5 protein-coding genes and 1 pseudogene are annotated in these 5588 nt (G+C 70.6%); 1 reads left to right on the forward strand and 5 read right to left on the reverse strand.

What is annotated here, in order from left to right; translation table 11 throughout:
• Positions 1-942, forward strand: a 942-nt coding sequence (locus G6019_RS06665) for an alpha/beta hydrolase (RefSeq protein WP_182627253.1), incomplete at its 5' end; no start/stop codon positions are given.
• 57 nt (positions 943-999) lie between these two features.
• Here the strand turns inward: G6019_RS06665 and G6019_RS06670 are convergent.
• From G6019_RS06670 to G6019_RS17700, 5 genes and pseudogenes are all read right to left on the reverse strand, one after another.
• Entirely contained in the window at positions 1000-2187 is a 1188-nt protein-coding gene (locus tag G6019_RS06670) for a lipid-transfer protein (RefSeq protein ID WP_107755718.1), read from the reverse strand.
• Positions 2184-2618: a MaoC family dehydratase gene (locus tag G6019_RS06675; RefSeq protein WP_107755717.1), complete on the reverse strand. Its 435-nt coding sequence runs from the start codon at positions 2616-2618 to the stop codon at positions 2184-2186. Before G6019_RS06675 ends, G6019_RS06670 begins: the two co-directional genes overlap by 4 nt.
• Complete coding sequence (locus G6019_RS06680; protein ID WP_107755716.1) at positions 2615-3709, reverse strand: bifunctional MaoC family dehydratase N-terminal/OB-fold nucleic acid binding domain-containing protein; 1095 nt, start codon at positions 3707-3709, stop codon at positions 2615-2617. The genes G6019_RS06675 and G6019_RS06680 overlap by 4 nt, the downstream gene beginning before the upstream one ends.
• Before the next feature lie 47 nt (positions 3710-3756).
• Positions 3757-4974, reverse strand: a complete 1218-nt coding sequence (locus G6019_RS06685) for an acyl-CoA dehydrogenase family protein (RefSeq protein ID WP_182613442.1) — start codon at positions 4972-4974, stop codon at positions 3757-3759.
• Between the two features lie 84 nt (positions 4975-5058).
• A pseudogene (locus tag G6019_RS17700) lies at positions 5059-5505 on the reverse strand (acyl-CoA dehydrogenase family protein); the annotation flags it as partial.
• Positions 5506-5588: the final 83 nt, after the last annotated feature.

Here is a 5588-nt window from a genome sequence, read left to right on the forward strand (position 1 = left end):
ACGCCGACGCTGACGGGCCCCGGCGAGCAGGGGACCCTCCGCTCCCGCGGACTCGCCGGCGGCCTGAGGATGTTCGTCCGCCCCGCCCTGGACAAGATGCCGGCGACCGACGCGTCCCTCGGTCGACTTCGCGCGCTGACCTCCGGAGCCGGCCGGGCGGCCGCTCTCGAGACCACCAACGACTGGTCCTCGGACGGTCCCGTGCCCGGGTTGTGGGTGGGTCGCAAGCGGTTCTTCCACTCGGACAAGGTGATCTTCCATATCCACGGCGGTGGCTTCACCTTCGGATCCCCTTGGTCGCACAAGGCCCTCGCCTCGCGGATGGCCAGCGAGACCGGCGTGCCGGTCTTCCTGCCCGACTACCGGCTCGCGCCCGAGCACCCGCACCCCGCGGCCACCGAGGACACCCTCGCGGGCTGGGAGTGGCTGCTGAGCATGGGCTTCCGGGCGCAGGACATCGTGGTGGCCGGGGATTCCGCCGGCGGCAACCTCGCCCTGCAACTCGTGGCCGCCCTCGGCGCGGAGAAGGCCGCGATGCCGGCGGGGGTCGTCCTGCTCTCACCGTGGGTGGATCTGGACTTCACGGACATGACCGCCCGCGACCGCACCCGCAAGGACCCGTTCCTCGCCCTCGGCCTGGCCGAGCTGTGCCGACGCCAGTACGCCCCGGGGGTGGACCCGGACGATCCCGCCATCTCGCCGATCAATCACGTCCCGTCCCCGGACTGGCCGCCGTTCCTCATCCAGTGCGGGGGCGAGGAGATCTTCTGCGGGGGGATCGAGAAGCTCGCCGAGCGGTTCGCCGAACACGGGGTCCGGCACGAGTTCCAGCTCTGGCCCCACCAGTTCCACGTGTTCCAGGTGTTCCACCCCCTCGTCCCCGAGGCCAAGCTCGCGGTGCGCGACATCGGGTCGTTCATCCGCGGGTGCCTGCGCGGCTGAGCCCCGAGGTCGGGCCGTCGGTCGGCCCCGCGGTCAGCCGCACCGCCATACCGTCGGTCAGACCGTGAGCACCAGGCCCGACGTCGGCACCCCGGTGCCCGCGGTGACGACCAGCTTCTCCGCACCCGGCACCTGGTTCACCGAGTCGCCCCGCAGCTGACGCACGCCCTCCGCGATGCCGTTCATGCCGTGGATGTAGGCCTCGCCGAGCTGCCCGCCGTGGGTGTTGAGCGGCAGCCGCCCGCCCACCTCGAGCGCGCCCGGTTCACGGACGAAGTCCTTGGCCTCTCCTCGGCCGCAGAAGCCGAGCTCCTCGAGCTGCATGAGGACGTACGGCGTGAAGTGGTCGTACAGCACCGCCATGTCCATGTCCTGCGGACGGAGTCCGGACTGGGACCACAGCTGATCGCCGACGATCCCCATCTCCGGCAGCCCGGCGAGCTCCGGGCGGTAGTACGAGGTCATGATGTATTGATCGGGCCCCGAACCCGAGGCGGCCGCCGCGATCGACACCGGCCGGTGCGGCAGGTCCCGGGCGCGTTCGGGGGTGGTCACGACGATCGCCTGGCCGCCGTCGGACTCCTGGCAGCAGTCCAACAGGTGCAGTGGCTCGGCGATGTAGCGCGAGCTCTGGTGATCCGCGAGCGTGATCGGCTTGTCGTAGAAGAACGCGTTCGGGTTGACGGCCGCGTGCGTGCGGTCCACCACCGCGATCCGGCCGAAGTCCTCGCTCGTGGCCCCGTAGTCGTGCATGTACCGCCGGGCGACCATCGCCACGAACCCGGCCGGGGTCGACAGCCCGTGCGGGTAGGAGAACGCGTTGTCCGTCCCGGACGAGTTGACCTGCTGCACCAGGGCCGAGTTGACCTGGCCGAACCGCATCCCCGACCGTTCGTTGAACGCGCGGTAGCAGACCACCACCTCGGCCACCCCGGTCGCCACGGCCATCGCGGCCTGCTGCACCGTGGCGCACGCCGCGCCGCCGCCGTAGTGGATCCGGGAGAAGAAGTTCAGGCTGCCGATGCCGGCGGCCCGCGCCACCGCGATCTCCGTGTTGGTGTCCATCGTGAAGGACACCAGGCCGTCCACGTCCGACGGCTGCAGTCCCGCGTCCGCCACGGCCGCGCGCACGGCCTCGGCGGCCAGACGCAGCTCGGAGCGGCCCGAGTCCTTGGAGAAGTCGGTGGCACCGATGCCGACGATCGCGGCCCGGTTGGCGAGTGACTCGGCCGCGAGGGTGCTCACTGTGGATCTCCGTTCATGTAGAGGGTCGCCGTCGAGGTGACGTGCGCGCCCAACGAGTCCGTGCCGACGATCTTCAGAGTGACCAGCCCGTCGGCGTCGACCCCGGTGACCTCACCGGCCAGGGTGAGCGTGTCGTACGCGTACCAGGGCACTCCGAGGCGCAGCCTGATCGACGTGATCCGGGCGCGCTGACCCGCCCAGTCGGTGACGAACCGCTGCACCAGACCCGTGTCCGTGAGGATGTTGACGAAGATGTCCTCGGAGCCCTTGGCGTGAGCGAGGTCGCGGTCGTGGTGCACGTCCTGGAAATCCCGGGTCGCCAGAGCGGAGGCCACGATGAACGTCGGGGTGCCCTCGACGGTCAACTCGGGCAGTCGGTCCCCCACCGCCACCGCGGGCGGCTCGGCCGGGCAGATCACTCGATCACTCACTTCGACTCCTCCCGCTCGGTGCTCGCGTGCTCGGTGGCCTGGCGGTCGGCGACCGGCCGCCAGGCGTACAGGGTCCACGGCTCGGTCCCGAAGGCGGCGTCCTCGCCGGGGTCGCCCGGCATGTCGAGGAACTCGACCTCGACCGGCATCCCGATCGTCACCTCGGCCGGGTCCACCTCGCGCAACTCACCGAGCATCCGCACCCCCTCCTCCAGCTCCACGAGGGCGATGACGAACGGGAACCGGGTGCGTCCCGGGACGCGTGGGGCGTGGTGGGTGACGAAGCTGTACACGGTGCCGCGACCGGAGGCCACGACGTAGTCGGTCTGCTCGGACCTGTCCTTCCACAGCGCCGGGACGGGCGGGTGCTGCAGCGAGCCGTCCTCGAGTGTCTGGATGCGCAGTTCGTGGGCGCGGACGCCGTCCCAGAAGAAGCGCGTGTCCTGCGAGACGGACGGGCGCATGACCTTTCCCACCACCAGGTCGTCCGTAGGGGCCCCGGAGCTCGAGACGATGCCGGCGGACTCGGCGGCGGGCTTGGCGGCGGGCTTGGTAGCCGGCTCGGCCTGACGGGCGGCGGGGCGGAACTTGAGGATCCGGAAGTCCATCTCCGCCACGAGCTCGTCGCCGACCCGCCAGTAGTTGCGGGTGGTGAAGAACCAGCCCTCCCCCAGGCCCGTGGTCTTGGGTCCCACGACGTCGGTGAGCACCGAGGAGATGGTGACCTCCTCGCCGGGGCGGATGTACCGGTGGTAGGTCGAGTCGCAGTTGGTGGCCACCACCGAGGTGAAGCCCTCGGCGTCGAGGATGTCGGTCATCCGCCCCAGCGGGTCGTCGGCCTCCCGAGCCTTCCCCAGACCACGCATGGTCCACACCTGCGCCATCGCCGGCGGGGCCACGAGGCCACCGTGGCCGGCCGCCCCCGCTGCGGCCTCGTCGGTGTAGATCGGGTTGACGTCACCGATCGCCTCGGTCCAGTTGCGGATCATCGGCAGATTGACGGGATCTCGGCCCGTCCTGGGGGCGCTGCCCCCGGACCGGCGCACCTCGTCGGCGGCGGCGAGGATGCGGTCCGCCTGCTCGTCACTCATGGATGTCCTTCTCGTTCGGTGGTGGACGTGGCCGGATCGGGTCGCCGTCAGCGGGCGGTGCGGGGCATGCCGAGGCCGCCCATGCAGGTCAGTTCGCGCATGACCTCGTTGACGCCTCCCCCGAAGGTGATCACGACGTTGCGCTTGTTCATCATGTCGAACCACCGCTGGAGCTTCGCGGTGTCGGGATCGGTGGGGTCGCCGAAGCGGCCCAGTAGTTCTTCGATGATCCGACCGACGTGTTGGATCCTCTCGGTGGAGAACACCTTGGACGCGGCCGAGTCGCCCATCGACGGGTTCTCCCCGGCGGAGGAGACCTGCCAGTTGAGCAGTTCGTTGAGCCGGACGAACGCGAAGATCTCGGCGAGCCCGCGACGGACCTCCGGCCGGTCCAGGTGCCGGACCCCGTCGGCCCCGGTGCCGCGGGCCCAGCCGACCAGCTCGTCGTAGTACCCGCCCGGTCGGCCGGACGGCGCCAGCATCACGCGCTCGTGGTTGAGCTGGGTGGTGAGCATCTTCCATCCACCGTCGACCTCGCCCACGACCATGTCCGCCGGGACGCGCACGTCCGAGTAGTAGGTGGCGTTGACGTGGTGGGCGCCGTCGCAGGTGATGATCGGGGTGTACGAGAACCCGGGGTCGGTGGTGTCGACGATGAAGATGGTCAGACCGCGGTGCCGGGAGTCCGGGGCCCCGGTGCGGGCGGCCAGCCAGATGTAGTCGGCGTGATGGCCGCCGGTGGTCCACATCTTCTGCCCGTTGATGATCCAGTCGCCGGTCGCCTCGTCGCGCCTGGCGGTGGTCCGCAGCGCGGCGAGGTCGGTGCCGGCGTCGGGCTCGGAGTAGCCGATGGCGAAGTGGATCGAGCCGTCGAGGATGCCGGGGAGGAACTTCTCCTTCTGCGCCTCGGTACCGTACTTCTGCAGGGTCGGGCCCACGGTCTGCAGCGTGACCGACGGCAACGGCACGTCGGCGCGGGTGGCCTCGTTGGTGAAGATCAACTGCTCGATGTGGCCGAAACCCTTACCGCCGAACTCGGTGGGCCACCCCACGCCCAGCCACCCGTCCCGGCCCATCCGCTCGATGATCTTCGCGTAGGTGTCGCCGTGGCGCGTGGTGGCGATGTCCGCCGCCTCCTCGGGCGAGATGAGCGTGGAGAAGTACTCCCGGAGCTCGGCCTGCAGCGCCCGCTGGTCTGAGGTGAGGTCGATGAAGGTGCCCTCCGGGGTCGCCCCGGCGTCGGCGTCGGTCGAGGCGGGTGCCACGTGCTCGACGGGGTCGGACGCCACCGCCGACGCGAGGTCGTCCAAGTGGTACTGCGCGCCGCCGACGAAGCGGGCCAGGTCCTTCACCGCCGACGAGTACCGGAACATGGGGTAGGTGATGTCCACCCCGACCCCGCCGTGCAGGTGGTGCAGCATCTGCACCGCTCGCGGCCCCTCGGTGGCCAGCCAGTAGGCACCGATCGCGGGATCGGTGGCGTAGCGGTCCGCCGGGCCGGTGAGCCCCTCCGAGACCCGCCAGGTCACCGACTGTGAGATCACGTGCAGCGTGCGCGAGATGATGTAGACGTCGGCCAGCTCCTGCTGGACCGCCTGGAACGAGCCGAGCGGCTTGCCGAACTGCACACGCTGCTTGAGGTAGTCGGCGGTCATGTCCAACGCGCCGGAGACCAGGCCGTCACCGTGGGCGATGCACGCCGCCAGGACGAGCCGTCGGAACTCGTCGAGGACCGATCCGTCACCCGAGCCGCGGAGCACGTCGTCGTCGTCGACCGGTGTCGCCTCGAACCGCATCGCGTACTCCGGCACGCCGAGCGACCCGAGGGTCGGGGTCAGGGTGACCCCGGGGGCGTCGGGGGCGACGACGACGAGGGCGG

It is taken from the genome of Dietzia sp. DQ12-76 (genome assembly GCF_014145045.1).
GTDB lineage: Bacteria > Actinomycetota > Actinomycetes > Mycobacteriales > Mycobacteriaceae > Dietzia.